Source organism: Citrobacter sp. S55_ASV_140 (genome assembly GCF_018919505.1).
Taxonomy (GTDB): Bacteria; Pseudomonadota; Gammaproteobacteria; order Enterobacterales; family Enterobacteriaceae; genus Citrobacter; species Citrobacter werkmanii.
In genome coordinates, this window is record NZ_JAHLQZ010000452.1 from 1 (window position 1) to 317 (window position 317).

Here is a 317-nt window from a genome sequence, read left to right on the forward strand (position 1 = left end):
ACACCAACGTTCTCACCAGCACGGCCTTCGTCCAGCAGTTTGCGGAACATTTCAACGCCAGTACAGGTAGACTTAGCAGTCTCTTTGATACCAACGATTTCAACTTCTTCGCCAACTTTGATGATACCGCGTTCTACACGACCGGTAACAACGGTACCACGACCGGAGATGGAGAATACGTCTTCGATAGGCAGCAGGAACGGCTTGTCAATCGCACGCTCTGGTTCCGGGATGTAAGAATCCAGGAAGCCAGCCAGTTCGATGATTTTCGCTTCCCACTCTGCTTCGCCTTCCAGCGCTTTCAGAGCAGAACCACG

At 52.1% G+C, this 317-nt stretch carries 1 protein-coding gene; it reads right to left on the bottom strand.

Going from position 1 to position 317, the window contains the following annotated elements; translation table 11 throughout:
- Positions 1 to 317, bottom strand: a 317-nt coding sequence (locus KQJ18_RS24490; RefSeq protein ID WP_253297575.1) for an EF-Tu/IF-2/RF-3 family GTPase, incomplete at both ends; no start/stop codon positions are given.